The sequence below is a fragment of the Pristimantibacillus sp. Z349TD_6 genome (assembly GCF_056173205.1).
Window position 1 is genome coordinate 4,410,434 of sequence record NZ_CM149662.1, and the last position, 17,774, is coordinate 4,428,207.

Here is a 17,774-nt window from a genome sequence, read left to right on the forward strand (position 1 = left end):
AAAGCTGCTTCAAAAGTAAGTAGTTCTACTTTTGAAACAGCCTCTACACAAGGTCACAGCATCATTGGTTAAGCAAACAATTCTTTTAATCCTTTTGCAATTTCGTTCATACAATCTTCCGCTTGCGGATATAGCCCTATTTTGTCCATAAAAGCATGGTCTACACCGTTGTATCTGATCATCTTCGTCTTGACACCTGATCTGATTAATTTTCTGGCATAAGCCTCGCCTTCCAATCTCAGATAATCATATTCCGCTTCAATAATAAGGGTTGCTGGCAAACCGCTCAAATCGTCTGCTAACAACGGTGATACATAAGGATCGGTTACTTTAGTATTTCCATCCAAATAAATGTGCTCAAGCCCCGTAGAACTGCCTAATGCTCGTATGATTCCCTGAATAAGTTCGTGGTTATGTTTAACGGTATACTCTTCCATATTCCATTCAAAATCATCGGCAGCAACGCCGCTCATGCTAACCGTAGGGTAGAGCAGCGCCTGATATTTAATCATACCGGTTCCTAAATCCCTATCCATCAGAGAGCACACGGCTGACAAATTCCCGCCTGCACTGTCGCCTGCCACTCCGATTTGTTCCGGGTTGACATTAATTTCAGCTGCATGCTCATATACCCATTTGACCGCATCAAAACAATCGGTAAGTCCGGCAGGATAAGGATTCTCCGGCGCTAAGCGGTAGTCCACGTTCACCACAACGGCCCCTGCTTTTTCTGCCAAACACTTGCACGGGTTTTCAACACTATCTACAGAACCTCCGATAAAGCCTCCACCATGGAAAAACACAATTGCTGGCATAGGCCCGCTCTTTTGCGGCGAATAGATACGGATTGGAATCGGACCGTCTTTGCCATCAATCGTTTTATGTTCCGTTTCTATTTCGGTAACGGTAACATCTACGTTTGGCCATCCCATCATAGCTCTGATTTGACCGATGTTGTCTGCAGCGAGTGAACGAAAATCCATCTTAGGTCCGGAAGCCATCGCCTTCAGCATATCCAAAGTAACATTCATCACCCTTGGGTCCAAATCCCCTTCTACATCGGAATCCGGAATTTTTTTAATGACAATATCAAGCCCTTTATGCTTATTGACCTCAACTCGTTCTTTCATCAAAGAAACTAATTTTTTGTACTCTTCATCTATAACCATGATTTGTTCAGCTCCCTTTTCTTGTTTACACATCTGTTTAATTTTATCAACCAGATCATTCAGACGTTCGTTCCACACGTAAAAATGTAAGCGTTATCAAAACTTAATTGAGTCTGATTGCAAAATTTAAATATTCCGCTTGTCAACTATTCCTCCTTCAACAAACGTGATTGGATAAGAGCTCTTATGTATGTATAATAATAGGCAAAGTCGACGCAAACAATGTAATTGTTCCTGTATACGGAATTATAAAATTAAAATATAAACCGGAAAATGGGGTTTCAACTCGTGCCGAATACAAATCCTCAGACGCTCTCTTCTGTTAAAAACGCACTACGATTATTAAAATTGTTTACTGTGAAAACACCTGATAAAAGATTAACGGAGCTGGCCAAAGAATTAGGTCTAGGTAAAAGCACTACCAGCCGCCTGCTGTCTACCTTGCTGAGCGAAGGTTTTGTTTTTCAAGATCCAGTTTCTCATAAATACAGACTTGGCCAACGCATCGTATCGTTATATCATGTTATGGTTATGTCCTTTGAGGACTTAGCTGAAGCAGCAAGCCCTTTCATTGAGCGTCTCGCGCAAGAAACCTCCGAAGCACTCCGAATAGCTGTATTGGAGGAAAATGAAGTAGCTTATATTTATCAAAGAGAGGGTTCAAGTAAAGAAGACATTGGTTCTTTCGTGGGAGGGAGAAATCCGCTTCATTGCACGAGTTCCGGAAAAATGCTTTTAGCTTTTCAAAATGAGCTTGATATGAACAAAATGTTGAACCAACCTCTTAGCAAGTTTACTTCAAAAACAATTACTGACCCCTCCCTGTTGAAAGAGGAACTGAAACGTATTCGGAAACAAGATTATTGCGTCGTAATTGGGGAATTCAACGAAAACTTAGTTTCCATTTCATCTCCAATTCGAGACTCGAACGGTCAGGTTATTTCAGCACTTACTTTAATTAGCTCCATACATCGTATGGATGAAAATCGAATCATTTCCTATACGAATAAAGTCTTAAAAACGGCTAAAGAAATTTCACGGCAGTTTGGTTATTTGAAATAAACACAGATCGCTTTGTATTATTTCGAAGGGTCTTTATGGTTTGTAACAGAATACTTCTCAGAACTCGAATGCACAATATTCAAGTCAATTTTGACTCCATTAATTGGATTTTCTTTTAACAGCAGTTCCCCTGCCGGAGAGTTGGCTTTCCACTGACGGTAATGGTGTCGATATAAATCATGTTCAAGATTTAAGACATCTGTCTTCATCTCTTTTCCTGTACGGAATAACTCAACAATTTCTTGATCGATCGTTTTTTTCGTCTCGTCAGTTAATTGCTGCAGCCCAAGAAAGCTGTTCTTGGTCTGGCTTACAATATAAGCTTTCGCTTTTATCTCAATATTATATTTAGGTTTTCCTTCCGCGCTTACAAGCTTCAGCTTGGTTTTAGGATTTTCAACAACAATTTGAACGGTTTCCTGCGTATTTTTAGGTACAGATACACCTGCACGAATTGTACCCTGTTGCATCCAGCGCAGTCCGGACAGCTTTTTTAATGGGATATAGCTTTGATAAGCTTCGTTTTTGAGAAATATAGCCCCATCAATCATCAGTTTGGGCTCGTCTTGGTTTTTTTCCTTCCATTGCTTGTTGTTTAAAGCTAGCACTGGAATACAAGAAGTATAGCCAGGTTCATATATCTCTCCGATTAATCGGTGGAGCTTAATCGGTTTTATAGTAGAGCTTTGAGCATAAATTCCTTCCGGTTCATGGAGAATGGTGCTCAGCGGAGACTGTCCTAGAAAACCACCTGTGCTTAAAATATCCTTTACCGATTCTCTTGTCCCGAATACCCAAGGTGTTAAACGAAATTCATAATATCGAACAATACTATCGTAGATTTCACCAAATCCTCTTTTGAAAGCCGCTTCGCTCACGATAACAGAAGTCAAATGCCCCCAATAAATTCGTTCTTGCGCGGTTTGATATAGAGCAAAGAAGGACTCTTCAAAAGAGCTTCCTACCCCCTCGCCCACCCAAATTTTCGCTGTTTGCTTCTTTCCTTCCGTCGATTTAGCGATCGATTGAAAATCAACAAACTGGATATAACCGTGATATTTTCCATCCTTGTAATCCACGCCAATTGCCGATGCATAATTCAATTTCTCAATATCCTTAACATCCGAAGCACAGCCTGAGATACATAGCGAGAGGACTATCAGAACAAAAGTCAATCGAAAATTACGCATCATTTCTCTCACCTTTTCCTTTTGTTTAACATCGCCGAAGAGAAACGTGACCTTCTGAACGGATCAGCAAGCAACGCAGATAACCAGTCTTTCATTCGCAAGGAGGATATCGGTTCTAGATAGGAAAGCCCAAACGAATCGAGCCTGCATAAATAGATCAGAATCAGAAACATGCACAGAAAGAAACCGTAAATGCCAAGCATAGAGGAAATTAGCAAAATAAAAAGTCTGAGCAGGCTGACTGTTCCTGACAGCGACTGATTGACCAAACTAAATGTAGCTACCACCGAAATTGCAATAACAACAAGCAATGTCGGTGAAGCAAGTCCAGCCTTTATTAAAGAGTCTCCAATAATTAAACCGCCGACGATTCCGATGGTTTGTCCAACAGCTTTAGGCAGACGAACGCCCGCTTCTCTAAGCAATTCAAATTGAAATAACAGCAGCAATGCTTCAAGGAAAGAAGGCATAGGAACACCTTCACGAGATATGACTACTGTTGATAATAAGGAAAAAGGGATTTGATCCAGATTTACGGTTGCAATGGCAATCCAGAAGCCAGGTAAAAAAATACTTAGTATGAGCCCTATAATGCGAAGGGCTCTTTGAAACATGACATAAAAATAGGGGAAGTGGACATCCTCAGGTGATTTTAATAACTCAAAAAAGTTGCTCGGTCCGATCAGTACCATGGGTGATCCGTCTACAACAATGATAAATCTCCCCCGCAGAAGTGTTTCGATAACAAAATCAGGACGACCAATATAATCAATTAATGGAAACAGCGAGAAGGTTCGATCCGATAACCATTGCTCCAACTGCCCACTGCTTACCACACTTTCCAAATCAATGTTATTCAATCGTTTACGTGCTTCGGCTATCATTTCAGGGTTTGCTTTGTGACTAAGATAAAGCAAAGATACTTCGGTTTTGCTAATGTTCCCAATGAAGAACTGCTCACTGAACAGCAATCCCGTTTGCATCCGTTTCCGAATGAGTGAGATATTCGTAAACAAATCTTCCGTGAAGGCGTCTTTGGGCCCCTTAATTGAAATTTCTGTATTCGATTCCTGCAACGACCGCTGTGGAATCTTAGAAATGTGAACAACCCAAAAGTCCACTGCTCCTTCACAATATATAATTAAGCTGCCGCAAAATAAATGAGACACCATATCTTCAGCTGTCGTTTTTATTGCGAATAAAGGTAATTCGTCCACTTGAATCTCTACTTCATCCGTACCGCTTAACATGGCGTTTATATACTGGCACATGCGGGTGAAATAGATGTTCAACTCCGTTTTATCGACCATTCCTTCACAATAAAATGCCGTCAGCTTATCCTGCATCTCCAGTTGCGGCAATGCGGGAAATTGTACATCTGAGTAATTGGAGAATACATCTATCAATTGGCTCTTTCTTAGGCTTCCACTGTGCAGGCTAGTTTCCAAATCAACAAAAAGCTTTGATTCCTCAAGCAACTGATTCATTGGGCTTCCTCTCTTCGATGTGGCATATAGGTGATCATAAAGAGTATCGCCGTTATGGCTACTCCAAACCAAAGTGAATAGGTATAGAAGTAGCGCTGAATGAACGCCTGCATGCTAATATCACTAATCATTAATAGCGAAGGTATAGAAATGACAACTGTTATGCAAATCATAATCGTTTTTGAATATTTCTCAGAACCACGTCCAATAAGTTGAGCTAAAAAATAGATGATAAGGGCCGTTCTCACAATACTTCCGGCCATTAATTGAAAAGCTGCAAAAAAGTCTACATGCGAAATATGTCTTCCGATCATCACCAGCCTCCACTGCTCAAAAGCGGGAAACCGAAAATTTTCAGCTTGGATCGGCCCAAAAGAAGCTAACGATCCTATTGTAGGTCCCATGATCAATCCCACTAATAAGGTAAGCAGCACAAAAACGGTGCTATAATTAAAAGGTTTCTTCAATTTATGCTGTAATAGAAGCAGCACCATGAGGTCTATGCTCCCGCCAAAAACGACCACTATTCCTCTCAGGTCTGGACCTATTCCTTCAGTTAAAATGGGTTGCAGCATGCCGTAATCTTTGCTGTTCTTTGTCATAATAGCTACGCCGATTCCCAATATCCAAACGACAGGCAATAATACTGTAGACATATAAACGATGGTTTTGAGTCCCCCTCTAGCGGCGCAGTAAGCCAAGAAAATAAAGCTGAGGATAACGATAGCACTCGCTGTTCTCGGGAGGAAATAAATATTGACGTTTTTGGTTGTATCAAAAACAATCATCATGCCGGCTACGATTAAATATAGAGCGAAACCTCCGCCAATGACATTAAAACCGATTTTTCCGATTCGGCCTTCAATCCAGCTTTGAAACGATAAAGTACTCATCGATTTTAAAATCCAATATAAGATCAGGCTCCAAACAATCAATCCAACATAAGCGAGCAGAATACTAATCCAGGCATCGCGTCCCGCTGCTTTTAACAGATGCGGAATGATTAGTACATGATTCGATATTCCGAGTGATAACAACAATAAAAAAATGATTTGTAGTCTAGAAAAGGATACTTCCACTGTTATTCACCTCCATTTTCCGGACAATATTTCATTTGGTATAATTACCCTCGAAGAGCCCAATTATGCATGGAGATGGAGCTTTATCCCATTTCACATCAATAGACCAATAATATGTATACAAGATTTAAATGAAATGTAAAAAAGCATGCTGCATTGTGCAGCATGCTTACTCACCTATTATTTCCACCTGACAGAGCGATTAATATCCTGACTTAATTTAATGTTTTTAATGCCTCTGAAGTAAATGGAATCAGCTCGTCTGTCCGGCCGTCTCGAATTTTGGCTGCCCAAGCCGGATCAACCAGTAGTGCGCGTCCAATAGCCACCATGTCGAACTCTTCACGTTCGAGCCTTTGGATCAATCCTTCAAGCCCGACGTTAGCGGCACCTTTTCCTTCTTGGAAAAGGCTAATGAAGTCACCATCAAGACCAACAGATCCAACGGTAATCGTTGGTTTGCCTGTAAGCTTTTTGACCCATCCGGCAAAATTAAGATCAGAGCCTTCGAATTCAGGCTCCCAGAAACGGCGAGTGGAACAATGGAATATATCTACGCCTGCTTCAACGAGCGGGGCTAGGAACTGTTCCAGCAGTTCCGGGGTTTCTGCTAATTTTGCTGTATATTCATTCGATTTCCATTGGGATAATCGCAGCACGATGGGGAATTCTGCTCCGACTGCCAAGCGACAAGCTTTGACAACCTCTACCGCAAAGGTAGTGCGTGCCAGCATGTCCCCGCCATAACGATCCGTGCGCGGGTTAGTCTTCTCCCAAAGGAATTGATCAATTAAATATCCATGCGCGCCGTGCAGCTCAATGCCATCGAATCCAATCCGCTTGGCTTCCAGCGCTGAATGTGCGAACGCTTGGACGATTTCAGCAATTTCAGCTTCCGTATAATCGCCTACATGTCCGCGTGCACCCATATGCCAAATTTGCGGAATTATCTTTCCGCCTGCTTCATGTACCTCAGTCACCACGTTTGCCCAGCCATTTAAGGCTGCTTCGCCGTAAAAATGGGGAATGTTTTGCTGGTTGGATGCATCTGGGTGATTGATAATGGTTCCTTCAGTCACAATCAGTCCTACACCGTTCTCTGCTCTGTGACGATAGTAGGAAGCTACATTTGCACCTGGCACGCCGTTAGGTGAAAATTGACGGGTCATCGGTGCCATGACGATCCGATTAGCTAATTCCAAATTTCCTAACTTGAAAGGTTTAAACAGCGGTTCTACGGTTTGAGTATAGTTCATAATAGCCTCCAAAATTAATTTTATAATGTTACGTAATATAACAGGCAGTCGCCTGCAGCAATCATCGCGATTTAAATGTGAATGTTCAACCAAAGGGAATTGCCTGCCCACCACCTCCTTAAGGTTGTAGTGTTTGTTTATCATCTGAATTTATTTCATATTCTTGACTCATCGGTCAAAATCTTGGCAAAAAAAATCAAGGCAAAATCATTGCAAAAGATATACGCAAGACCGCCTCGATTTGTTCCCGAGCTGCGCCTGATTTCTCTAAAATTCTAGCGCCTGAAATAGCGTTGTTCAAATAAGCTGCAAGCTCTTTGCTGGAAAAACGGGAGGTGATCAATTGCAGCTGCTGACCGCTGCTCATGATTTTCTCTAGGACCTGTTCGGCTTCAAGGAACATGAGCTCGATTTCGCGAGTGACCTGCTCGTCCTCTTTTCCGAACTCCAGAGACGAATTCACCATTAAGCATCCTCGGCACATGGCTTCATCGTTTAGAAGAGATCTGCGTAATGAGTCGAGCTTCTCCAGCGGAGAAATGTTCTGCTCCTCCAGCTCTTTCAGTAACGAAATGCTCTGTTCACGATAATGTGCTAAAGCCTTCAGGAACAAGGCTCTCTTGTCATGAAATACACAGTATAAGCTTTGCTTCTTGACTCCCGTCATACGGGTTAGATCCTCATAAGAGGTGGACTTAAACCCTTTGGACCAGAACACTTCCATGGACTGGTGCAAAACACGATCGACATCAAATTCTCTTGGTCTGCTCATGAGTTAACCTTACCACGTTCTTGACTGTGAAGTCAAGAACGTGAAAAAATACTTAGAGTCTTGCGGTTTTAGGCGGTTGCTCTTTTTGCTTTTTTCATAATGACGAGTCGCCAGCCTGTCAGAATTGCACATGCTAAGCAAATGGCCGATGACGTCATGAATACGACATGCATGCCGGATAGGAAAATAGCAGGTTGGCCTGGAATCAAGTCGGTTACCCGGTATCCGGCTTTGCTGCTCATTTCGTGAAATAAAATAGTAGTGGCAAGGGTAATGCCGACAACCATGCCCACGTTGCGGACCAGTGAGTTGACACTGCCGGCAGAACCGAGCTGTGTGCGTGGAACCTTGGACATGATTAAAGAATTGTTTGGCGGCTGAAATAAACCGCTGCCGATGCCGAGCATAGCGATCCATACGCCCACGAGCACAACAGAGCTGCCGTCATGCAGGCGGGCTAGCCCAAATTGTGCAATGACCATCACGATTAGTCCAGCGAAGGTGAGTGCTTCAGAGCCAATCTTATCCGATAATGCACCACTTATCGGAGAGATGACGACCATACAGATCGGAAATAACATAAGCAGGAACCCTGCATAGAAGGGGGACAGCTCCAGCATATTCTGCGCATAGAAAGGTGCAATAATGTTAAAGCAGAAGTTAGCTACAAACACAAGAAAGCCGCAAACAATACTGAGTGAAAACAAAGAATTTTTAAATAGCGAAAGCTGCAACAGCGGATGAGAAATGCGAAGCTCCACTCCTATAAAAGCGATGAAAGCAGCACCTGCTACGATCAATGATAAAATAATTAGGCTGTCTCCATACCCTAATTGCTGACCAAGCAGCAGTCCAGCAAACAGCGCGATAATGAACACGGCGAACAAAAGACTGCCGGGAATATCGATTTTAGATTTTACCTTGATAAAGTCCGTAGGCAATACCTTCCATCCGAGGATAATGGCAATCAGTCCGATCGGAACGTTCACCCAGAATATATATTCCCAGCCTAAGGTCGAGACAATAATGCCGCCTAAGCTAGGTCCCGCAATACTGCCTAACGAAACAAAGGTACCGATCAGCCCAATCGCTTTGCCCCTCTCTGTGGACGGGAAAATATCGGTGACAATGCCCTGGCTGTTTGCCATAGTCATCGAAGCCCCAATCGCCTGTATAACCCGTGAAGCGATGAGGAAGGTTAGGGATGAGCTTAGTCCGCAAAGCAGTGATCCGAAAATGAAAACGACCATGCCAATTTTGAAAATTTTTATTTTGCCTGCAATATCCCCTAGCTTTCCAAAGAAAAGTATGGCCGAACAAATCGACATTAAATAGATGGTCGTCACCCACTCTACCTGCGCTAGCGGCAAATGCAGCTGCTTGACCAGCACAGGCAATGCGATATTGACAATGCTGCCATCAAGCGTCGCCATAAAAGTGAATAAATTTAATACGATCAGGATCATCCAGCGTTTTTTCTGGATCGCCTCATCCTCTTGATAGGTTGCACCGATTGTACTCATAACTAGCACCTCATGCCTCTTTATTGATATATAGTTGCGAACGCAACCAAATAATACACCCAGTGTACTACAATGTAGTTGCGTACGCAACCAATTTCATGTAGTGTTTGAAGAAAGGTTAATCGACTTTTAGAAATTTATTTAAAGAGGTGCACATGATGAAATCGAACCATGAACCGATCGCCAAGCTGATCTCTCAGCTTCATCGCCAGAATCAAAAAAAGCTCGCGGGTGAGCTTTTGCCCTATGGTATCGGTAGCGGCGGGCAGCCAAGCTTCCTTAAGCTGATTCTGAAACAACCTGGCATTACACAGGACCAAATGACCAATGAGTTGAAATTTGATAAGGCAACAACGGCTCGTTCAGTAAAGCAGCTGGAGGAGTCCGGATATATCGAGCGGAGAGTTGATCCTAAGGACCGCCGCTCTTCCCTGCTCTACCCGACATCGAAGGCAGTTGAGTTTGCTCCGGTGCTCCAAGCGATTCTTGCGGAAATAAATAACACGCTTGCTGAAGGATTATCAGCAGAAGAGATAGAGCTATTGGTTACTTTGCTCCAAAAGATCAATAAGAATTCTGCGAACCTATAAGTGCGTTACGGAACGCACGCCAATGGAGCAGCTTCATCAAGTGAGGCCTAAGGCGGTCATGAACGATTCTTATTTTGAATGAGAAAGAGCTCCTGAACTGAGCAATGTCATTAAGTTATGCTCAGAGATAAGCTCTGGAATACAAATGGAATGCGAAAAAAAAGAGCGGGTTATCTTTTCGATAACCTGCTCTTTTCCTTGATCTTTGAACCTGTGTCTTAATTTTAAGCATAACCATTATTTTTCATAATCTATTACAAAAATGCTATTCTATGCGCCACTCGTCGAGGATCATTTGGGCAACTGCCGCTAAAGTACGAATGTCAATTGCATGTATGCCTAGCACATCTGCTTTCTCAATTTCGGACCAGTTCGGATCTGCTGAGGTTACACCGTAGAACTTCGCAATAATCGATAGATCTCGAATCGTAACCTTCGTTTGTCCCTCGATTAATGTCACGATCTTCGCTGTGAATACTTGAACAGCTTTGTTTAGCAACGTTACAGCTTCATCCACCTGCCACTGGCTGTTGCCAGCGTTTTTGGCTGTATTGATGGCTGCTTGAAGCGTCGCTTTTGATCCTGCAGCATACTTCCCAACCTTAGTCCCTTCAATCGCCCTGTCATGTTTCGTCTGTGCTGCTGCAATCGCAGCGTTCAATACGGTTCTGTCCACAGGAATCGATGGAATGACCGAGTCGGCAAACCGTTTCATAGCCGCATTCAAAGCATTAAGCGCACCAGCAACTTCCTCACCTGTCGCATTCGCATCATTCTTGACGGCTGTCGCGCTGAGGATTGCTGCTTGCAATGCTGCTTTAGCTCCAATTGGATACTGACCAGGTAAAGCTCCTTCCACCGCAGCTTCATGAGCGGACTCCGCTTGCTGAATTGCTGCATTCAGCGCCGTTTTATCAGCAAGATTCACTTCGATCAATAGCGAAGCTTGGGATACATTCATTATCGTTCCTTTGCCATTCATCGATACTTCGAAATCAGACAACGAGACGGTCGTGCTGCCTGCCTTCGCACCTGCCTTCACCTTACCGTGGAGGCTGAACAAAGGACCACCGTCGATGCCGCCTTGCTGCTCACCCGTGGTTGCCATAATGATTCGAATTTGGCCAAGCTCGGGTTTAACCGCACTCCCGAATACAGCGAAATTCGGCTTCAACGATTGAATGGCTGACGGATCTAACGCTTGAGATACGCCTTCTTTCACTGTCTGGAATTCAAACTTCTGCGGATCATAATGAAAAATAACATCAAGAGCCGTGAAATTTGAACTTATATTGTCCGTTCCAATCGTCCACTCTGCCTCCTGCTCTGCTAATACCATTGCAGTACCTGACAGTGTGGCCATATCTTTTTCTGAAGCAACTGCGGTTACCTTGACATTCAGCGCAGCTGTTTTTGCACCATCTTCCGTCGTCGCCGTTATGAGACCCGTTAATGCTTCCGCTCCCTTATTGGTTGCCGTAACGGTTGCTTTGGTTACTGCACTAGCCTCATCATAATGAACATTCGTGACTACGATGTTCTCATGATTAGAGACAAAATGCACATTTTTGTTTGTTGCATTCGCCGGAAAGACGGTAGCAGAAATTTCAATGCTTTCACCATCCTTCAATTCGATGGAAGAACGATCCAGATTTAGTTCAGTAACAGGGATATTTGCGCTTACTTCGAAACGCTTGATTGCTTGCGTCGTTCCATTGCCTGCAACCACTGTATAAGTTCCCGAAGACGCATCTTTTTCTATTAAGTAGGATTCGCTAAATACACCGCCAGGCAATTCTTTATTGAACAACATTGCTTGATTCGGCCCTAGTACCTTTACCTCCACTTTATCGAGCGTCGTATACCCCGCTATCGTTATGGAATCTCCAGCCACTCTAGCCGGAATATCCTGTAATGAGACATATTCTGCGTTCAGCGGCATCGTCCAAACGTCGGCAATCGAAGGATCATAATTGCGTCCTTCTTCATCTTCTTGGAACCGAACAGTCACCTTTCCATCTTTTGTTAAAGAGATATCATCAACAACAAATTGATAGGTCACAATACCTCGGCTGTCTTTTTCATTCACGCGGCTGAGCACTTTCGTTCCGTTTACCAACACATAATAATCTTTCAATTGTGCCCGATCATACGTTTCGATTGCCCTAATGATGAAAGGTTTGCCTGGCTCAACGGTCATATCAAATTGGAAATAACCATTTGCGTCTCCATGATTAACATACCTTCTCGTTAATCCCTCCTCCACATTTGCACCGGACTGAGCGGAAAACTTTACATTATGTTTTTGTTCAGAGCCTTGTTCGCCAACGTCTACATGATCGTAGAAGTCTAGCGGCGGGTTTTTATAACGCACTTGAATGGCCGTACTGCTCTTGGCTGCTTCAGCTCCATTAAAAGAAGCAATCGCATGCAGCTCAGCAGCCGTTTCAACTGCAAGAAGCGGAGATTTTACCTCAAAACTAATATTCTTTTCTTCACCAGCTTCAAGGCTATAGGCTTGGCGTGCAGGGGAAACCGTCCAGTTTAAAGGAGCACTTAGCTCTATAGATCCTTCAACGGAAAAGCTTCCTTTATTTTGAATGGTTGTATTAACCGTTGCTGTACCGCTAGGCTCGATTGTTGCTGGTTCTGCCTTTAATGCTTTGATAATGATTGGCGAATCGATCTTTATTGTCGTCTTCAAAGGCACTTCCACTGATGCATCATTTATTTTGTAGCTTCCGCTGCCAACTATATTAAATAGGCTAGTGGGTTTTTGTTGCTCCGACACTTTCACACGGAATGCAGCAGCAAACGTTTCACCTGGTTTAATGACAGCCGTTTGGTTATCTCCTATCGAAGTGACTTCCCATCCTTCGGGTTTCTGGAGAGTATAACGCACATCATTAATGCTCGCATCGCCATCGTTAGTTGCTTTCACTTCAACTGTAAATGTGTTTCCGGGCAGTACGGATACCTCGGAAGGGCTAATTAACCACTTTATTCCTAGCTTTTCATTGCTAATGGCTGACAAAAACGTTGTTGCGTTTGAAATGAGATTTGCTAAATTTTTAACAATAGCATCGTTTATTGACCCAGCATCGCTTTGTTCTTGCAACCATTGCTGTAAACCGTCTGTTTCATATAAAGCATGATGAACTTGCTCGATAAAGAGAGCATCATCACCGGCTTTGTACGCCTCAATACTTGCTTCAATTCGGCTAGCAAGCGCCTCGCCTTTACCTGAAAGTGCCTGGGTTTGTTCGCTGGTGAGCTCTCCATTATTGGAATAGCTTATTACTTCATTTTGAAATTTGTCCGCCTCATCAAGGGCACTGCCTAAATCTCCAATAATAGGATCAACTACAAACTGATAATCACCCGAACCTACTGTGAATACCGCATTTCCTTCCTCCATACCAACAAATTGTACCCCTTCCACCGACAATGCAAATTGGCCGCTTTCTGTTACTGCCCACTTGCTGTCAGCAGGGATATAGACCGTAGCCGTTGTATTTGCTGGAATCGTGACATGCTGGCTAAAAATATCCCCTTCTTTTTTCCAATCGCTTACAATCATGCCGTAAACAGAATTGTACGATCCTTTGGCACTAGTCAAATCTCCACCAGGTCGAGGTTTAATCAAAATATGCTTATAACCCGGACTTGCAGGGTCCTGTTGAATGCCGGCAATATTTTGATACATCCAATCTCCGACTGCTCCATAAGCGTAATGGTTAAAGGAGTTCATGCCAATATCTTGGAAACTGCCATCCGGCTTAATAGAATCCCAGCGCTCCCACATCGTAGTCGCACCATTTTTGATCTGATATCCCCATGAAGGATAGGTGTCATTGTTGAGCAATCGGTAAGCAACATCCAAATGTCCCGTTTCGCTCAATACCGGCAATAAATCTCTCGTGCCAAGAAAACCGGTTGATAAATGCCAGTCGCGCGCTTTAATCAGCTCTACCAAATGATCCGCGGCAGCTTGACGTTTCGATTCGGGAACCAAATCCATGTACAAAGTTAACACGTATCCCGTTTGGCTATTTCCTTTAACTTTTCCATCTTCGCTAACATAGGCTTTAATAAACGCTGCTTTCACTTGCCCATAAAGCTGCTCGTACTTGTCAGCATCCTCTTGACGGCCGATGGCATGCGCCATTTCGGATACCAGTTTTGTACTGTACGCAAAATAAGCGGTAGAAATTAAATCGCCTGGCGTTGGATCATTCACATCCAGCCAATCACCATACATGGACGACGGACGAATAAGTCCAGAGCTATTTTTTCTCATATATTCGATCCAGTGAACCATTTCATCATAATTTTCTTCAATAACACGAATATCTCCGTAACGCTGCCAAATGGTATACGGAACGGTAACGCCAGCATCCCCCCAGCCGGCATTGCCTCTTTCTCCGAGAACATTAGGCGCTACATCGGGAAAAGCACCGTTAATTGATTGTCCATCTCTCAAATCTCTCATCCATTTGCTTCCTATAAACTTTGCCACGTCCATATTAAAAGCAGCAGCTCCAATAAAGACATTGATGTCACCGGTCCAACCCAAACGCTCGTCACGGGCAGGCGTATCGGTAGGAACCTCCAAGAAATTGCCTCGCTGTCCCCAAGTAATATTGCTTTGCAGTTGATTCAACATCGCACTAGAAGTTTCTAACTTGCCGCTAAACGGTGCTGCTGTATGCATGACCAGCCCTGTAACGGCATCCATACTCGGCACGCCGGGATAACCCGTTACCTCCACATAACGGAAACCATGAAACGTAAACTTCGGCTCATATACTTCATCTCCGCCGCCCTTCAAGGTATATCGGTCCGTTGCTTTTGCCGCGCGCAAGTTTGCTGTATAGAAGGTCCCGTCCGGGTTTAATACCTCTGCATGTCGAAGAGTAACCGTTTGACCCGCTTCACCGCTTACTTTTAGCCTTACGGTTCCGACCATGTTCTGTCCTAAATCAAACACATATTTGCCAGGTTCCGGCTCTGTCATCTTAATCGGCTTCATTTCTTCAATTAATTGAACCGTTGGGCCATCCTGAGCGACTAGCTTCCCAGTCACTTCTTTCTCTAATTTTTGAACCGAATCCCAGCTCGTTGCATCGAAGGCAGGTGTATCCCATCCGTCTAATTCCTTCGTTGCATCATAGGTCTCTCCCATCAAAATACTAGAAGATACAATTGGCCCTGCTGCCCATTTCCATGATTGATCCGTTCCAATCGTTTCAGTTGAACCGTCTGTGTACTCAAGATTCAATTGCATGAACAAATAGTTGCTATCGCCATAAATGTTCGGACCAATAAAACCGACATGTCCGGAATACCATCCCTCTGCCAATATAGCGCCAATGACGTTGTCACCGTTTTGAAGCAAATCAGTTACGTCATAGGTCTGGTATTGAATATGCTTGGTGTAATCTGTCCATCCTGGCGTAAATAAATCTCCGCCTACACGTTTGCCGTTAATGCTAGGTTCATATATTCCGAGAGCGCTGGAGTAAAGTCTTGCTTTTGCAATGGACTTCTCTAAAGAGAAACCTTTGCGAATGTAAGGAGGCGAAGCTGTAATTTTTACATTTTCCCCCCACGGCGACTCTCCATAGGATGCGACGATCATCGCAGCTGACCAGCTGCTGTCATCAAAATCTGATTTCTCCCATCCCTCCATCTTTACCTTGGCCGCTTTCAAACCTTGATCCATATTCAATTGAAGTGGTGTTCCTTCCTCGAATACCACTTTCAAGCTGCCAAGCAGACCAGCAGGTCCGCCATCGTTTGATGTTTGGATTGCAATCGTATTAGCTCCAGGAATGAGTGCACTTGAGACATCTACAATTTTGCCTTCTTTCCATGAATCGACCGCTTTGATAGAACTGCCCATTCGCTTCCCGTTAACATATAGCACGAACCCATCATCCGCAGTTAATAAAAATTTCCCTTGTGTTATTGTCCGGTCTAACGGCAATTGAATGGTTTTGCGAAAATAGCGATCTCCTGCAGGAGCATTTGAAGCCGGATTCCCTTCCGGAAACCAAACCCATTTAAGACCTTCTGTTGTCATATTGTTCGCGTCGCTCATACCGATCCATTCTGCTTGCCAATCCGAATCATGGAGAAGACCCATTTCCCACCAAGCAGGATCACTCCATTCTGATGCCTTCTCATTGTTCAAGTCCCATACTTTTACTCTCCAAAAGTAACGTTTGCCGGACTCCAGAGGTTTGCCGTCATAAACGACATTTACCGATTGATTCGTATCAACTTTATCGGTATTCCACACATCCGGTTGATTATCCAGCAATTTCTGTTTGGTGCTGGCTACCTGAATGGCGTATGCTGTTTGAAGCTGTCCACGTTTATCGGACTGAAGCTTCCAACTCATCCTCGGCTTCACCACATCAATTCCGATCGGATTGTTCGTGTACTCCGTCGTTAAATCGGTTACCGCCATCGTTGCTCCCGTTCCACCCGCTTCGCCATACGCCGTACTAGTCATAGGCAAGCATAATGTGAAGCCAATCACCAAAGCTAATAGAAGACTCATGGTTTTCCTCATACTTTTTTCCCCTCGACTTTCCTTTGTTATTGTTTATCGTTCTATTTTTGCTTCAGCATTGCAAGGATGACGACTACCGACTCCGCCCGAGTAGCATGCTCATGAGGTGCAAACCGATTACCATTTCGCCCTTTAATTATTCCTGTCTCCACAGCTGCAGCTACGTAACCAGTCGCCCAAACAGGAATTTCTAACGCATCCGCAAACTGCAGCTTCGTATTTTGGTCTGCTTTTAGATCAAGAGCCCTCACGACGACAGCAACCATTTCTGTCCGATTAATTAACTGGTCTGCGCGGAAGCTTCCGTCATCATAACCTTTTAATAGACCTGCCTTAACCGCTGTTGCGATATACGGTTTCGCCCACGCAGCTATTCGATCGCTATCGTTGAAGGCAAGTTTACTATCAGCTCCAGGTTCTAGATGAAGCGCCCGAACCATCATAGCTGAGAACTCCGCACGCGTTACTGCGCGGTTAGGAAGGAATGTTCCATCGGCATATCCCGTAACAAAACCGAGCTCAGCCGCTTCCCTAATCGAACTTTCCGCCCAATGTCCTTTAATATCTTTCCAATCCATAGTAATAGATTTTCCAGCTACAGTTACCTGCAGCACAGGTTTCAGTTCATTCATCTCCAATTTCGAATTAACAAGCTGCACAGCTTGAAGGCTGACCTCAGCATTCCCCTCAGCCATTCGCTCGAATTTCAGCACTACCAACTCATTGTCCCCTGTCTCGCCAGCTGAATTGCCTGTCTTCGTATGGGCAAACCGAATGGTCCCCTTCTTTACGATCGGATCGACAGAAAAACCTGTCAAAGCAGTACGTGCTCCAACAAATTTCAATCGAGTGGAATCGTATTTCATCGAAATATCATAGGCAAATACATCGGTTAAGTTTTTTCCTACTACTGTTATTTCAGTTTTGGCTTCTTGACTAGTAATCTTTAGTTCAAAAGAAGCAGCTGCCTTATCCGCCATTGCCGAAAAAGGCATTAAACTGAACATACTGATTAAAATTGTGAATATTATCGCCATTCGTTTTGCATTCGACATATCGCATGAAT

General features: G+C 43.7%; 11 protein-coding genes. 2 read left to right on the forward strand and 9 right to left on the reverse strand.

Going from position 1 to position 17,774, the window contains the following annotated elements:
• Positions 1–68 precede the first annotated feature (68 nt).
• Positions 69–1,169, reverse strand: a complete 1,101-nt coding sequence (locus AC0VYE_RS19300; protein ID WP_475442603.1) for an alpha/beta hydrolase — start codon at positions 1,167–1,169, stop codon at positions 69–71.
• A gap of 288 nt (positions 1,170–1,457) precedes the next feature.
• Here AC0VYE_RS19300 and AC0VYE_RS19305 point away from each other — a divergent pair, with 288 nt between their 5' ends.
• Positions 1,458–2,231, forward strand: coding sequence for an IclR family transcriptional regulator (locus AC0VYE_RS19305; protein WP_475442604.1), 774 nt, complete (start codon positions 1,458–1,460; stop codon positions 2,229–2,231).
• A 17-nt stretch (positions 2,232–2,248) separates the two neighbouring features.
• Here the strand turns inward: AC0VYE_RS19305 and AC0VYE_RS19310 are convergent, their stop codons facing one another.
• The 6 genes from AC0VYE_RS19310 to AC0VYE_RS19335 form a co-directional block, all read right to left on the reverse strand.
• The gene (locus tag AC0VYE_RS19310) at positions 2,249–3,424 is read right to left on the reverse strand and encodes a Ger(x)C family spore germination protein (protein ID WP_083681469.1); all 1,176 of its coding nucleotides are present in this window, start codon (positions 3,422–3,424) and stop codon (positions 2,249–2,251) included.
• Positions 3,425–3,429: 5 nt separating this feature from the next.
• On the reverse strand, positions 3,430–4,908 hold the full coding sequence (locus AC0VYE_RS19315; protein WP_475442605.1) for a spore germination protein: 1,479 nt from the start codon (positions 4,906–4,908) through the stop codon (positions 3,430–3,432).
• Complete coding sequence (locus tag AC0VYE_RS19320) at positions 4,905–5,987, reverse strand: endospore germination permease (RefSeq protein ID WP_475442606.1); 1,083 nt, start codon at positions 5,985–5,987, stop codon at positions 4,905–4,907. The genes AC0VYE_RS19315 and AC0VYE_RS19320 overlap by 4 nt, the downstream gene beginning before the upstream one ends.
• Before the next feature lie 215 nt (positions 5,988–6,202).
• Positions 6,203–7,243, reverse strand: coding sequence for an NADH:flavin oxidoreductase (locus AC0VYE_RS19325; RefSeq protein WP_475442607.1), 1,041 nt, complete (start codon positions 7,241–7,243; stop codon positions 6,203–6,205).
• Positions 7,244–7,439: 196 nt separating this feature from the next.
• A complete protein-coding gene (locus AC0VYE_RS19330) occupies positions 7,440–8,015 on the reverse strand; it encodes a TetR/AcrR family transcriptional regulator (RefSeq protein ID WP_475442608.1) in 576 nt (191 codons plus the stop codon).
• Positions 8,016–8,083: 68 nt separating this feature from the next.
• Positions 8,084–9,538: an MFS transporter gene (locus AC0VYE_RS19335; protein ID WP_475442609.1), complete on the reverse strand. Its 1,455-nt coding sequence runs from the start codon at positions 9,536–9,538 to the stop codon at positions 8,084–8,086.
• Between the two features lie 158 nt (positions 9,539–9,696).
• Here AC0VYE_RS19335 and AC0VYE_RS19340 point away from each other — a divergent pair, with 158 nt between their 5' ends.
• Complete coding sequence (locus AC0VYE_RS19340; protein WP_475449648.1) at positions 9,697–10,128, forward strand: MarR family winged helix-turn-helix transcriptional regulator; 432 nt, start codon at positions 9,697–9,699, stop codon at positions 10,126–10,128.
• 265 nt (positions 10,129–10,393) lie between these two features.
• On the opposite strand, the gene AC0VYE_RS19345 is transcribed toward AC0VYE_RS19340, so the two are convergent.
• Both AC0VYE_RS19345 and AC0VYE_RS19350 read right to left on the reverse strand, forming a co-directional pair.
• Positions 10,394–16,708: a family 78 glycoside hydrolase catalytic domain gene (locus AC0VYE_RS19345; RefSeq protein ID WP_475442610.1), complete on the reverse strand. Its 6,315-nt coding sequence runs from the start codon at positions 16,706–16,708 to the stop codon at positions 10,394–10,396.
• A gap of 41 nt (positions 16,709–16,749) precedes the next feature.
• Positions 16,750–17,763: an S-layer homology domain-containing protein gene (locus AC0VYE_RS19350; RefSeq protein WP_475442611.1), complete on the reverse strand. Its 1,014-nt coding sequence runs from the start codon at positions 17,761–17,763 to the stop codon at positions 16,750–16,752.
• Positions 17,764–17,774 lie beyond the last annotated feature (11 nt).

What these genes read in the sequence shown, in the direction of transcription:
- AC0VYE_RS19300 (WP_475442603.1), bottom strand. Translation starts at nt 1,169, where the DNA reads ATGGTTATAGATGAAGAGTACAAAAAATTAGTTTCTTTGATGAAAGAA.
- AC0VYE_RS19310 (WP_083681469.1), bottom strand. Translation starts at nt 3,424, where the DNA reads ATGATGCGTAATTTTCGATTGACTTTTGTTCTGATAGTCCTCTCGCTA.
- AC0VYE_RS19315 (WP_475442605.1), bottom strand. Translation starts at nt 4,908, where the DNA reads ATGAATCAGTTGCTTGAGGAATCAAAGCTTTTTGTTGATTTGGAAACT.
- AC0VYE_RS19325 (WP_475442607.1), bottom strand. Translation starts at nt 7,243, where the DNA reads ATGAACTATACTCAAACCGTAGAACCGCTGTTTAAACCTTTCAAGTTA.
- AC0VYE_RS19330 (WP_475442608.1), bottom strand. Translation starts at nt 8,015, where the DNA reads ATGAGCAGACCAAGAGAATTTGATGTCGATCGTGTTTTGCACCAGTCC.
- AC0VYE_RS19335 (WP_475442609.1), bottom strand. Translation starts at nt 9,538, where the DNA reads ATGAGTACAATCGGTGCAACCTATCAAGAGGATGAGGCGATCCAGAAA.
- AC0VYE_RS19340 (WP_475449648.1), top strand. Translation starts at nt 9,697, where the DNA reads ATGAAATCGAACCATGAACCGATCGCCAAGCTGATCTCTCAGCTTCAT.
- AC0VYE_RS19345 (WP_475442610.1), bottom strand. Translation starts at nt 16,708, where the DNA reads ATGAGGAAAACCATGAGTCTTCTATTAGCTTTGGTGATTGGCTTCACA.
- AC0VYE_RS19350 (WP_475442611.1), bottom strand. Translation starts at nt 17,763, where the DNA reads ATGTCGAATGCAAAACGAATGGCGATAATATTCACAATTTTAATCAGT.